The organism is Runella sp. R0.1_18 (assembly GCF_057652155.1).
Window position 1 is genome coordinate 1 of sequence record NZ_JBYFCK010000119.1, and the last position, 317, is coordinate 317.

Below are 317 nucleotides of genomic sequence, written 5' to 3' on the forward strand. Positions count from 1 at the left end.
GTAGCGTCAAATGACAGCGACGTGGACAACACGGCGGCAGAGTTGACGTACACGAAAGTGACGAATCCGACAAACGGAACAGTAGTACAGAATGCAAACGGCACCTACACTTACACGCCAACGACAGGTTTTGTAGGCAGCGACCGCTACACGTACAAAGTATGTGACCCAAGTGGAGCGTGTGACACGGCAACGGTAGTGATTGCGATATTGCCACCAGCAAACAATCCACCAATTGCGACCAACGACATTGCTGAAACGCCGCAAGATAAACCGTTTACAGGTAATGTGTTGACCAACGATGATGATCCAGAAGG

1 protein-coding gene is annotated in these 317 nt (G+C 50.2%); it reads left to right on the plus strand.

All coding sequences use genetic code 11. From position 1 onward, the window contains the following. On the plus strand, positions 1-317 hold a 317-nt coding region (locus tag AC23P2_RS31335), incomplete at both ends, for an Ig-like domain-containing protein (protein ID WP_487776827.1).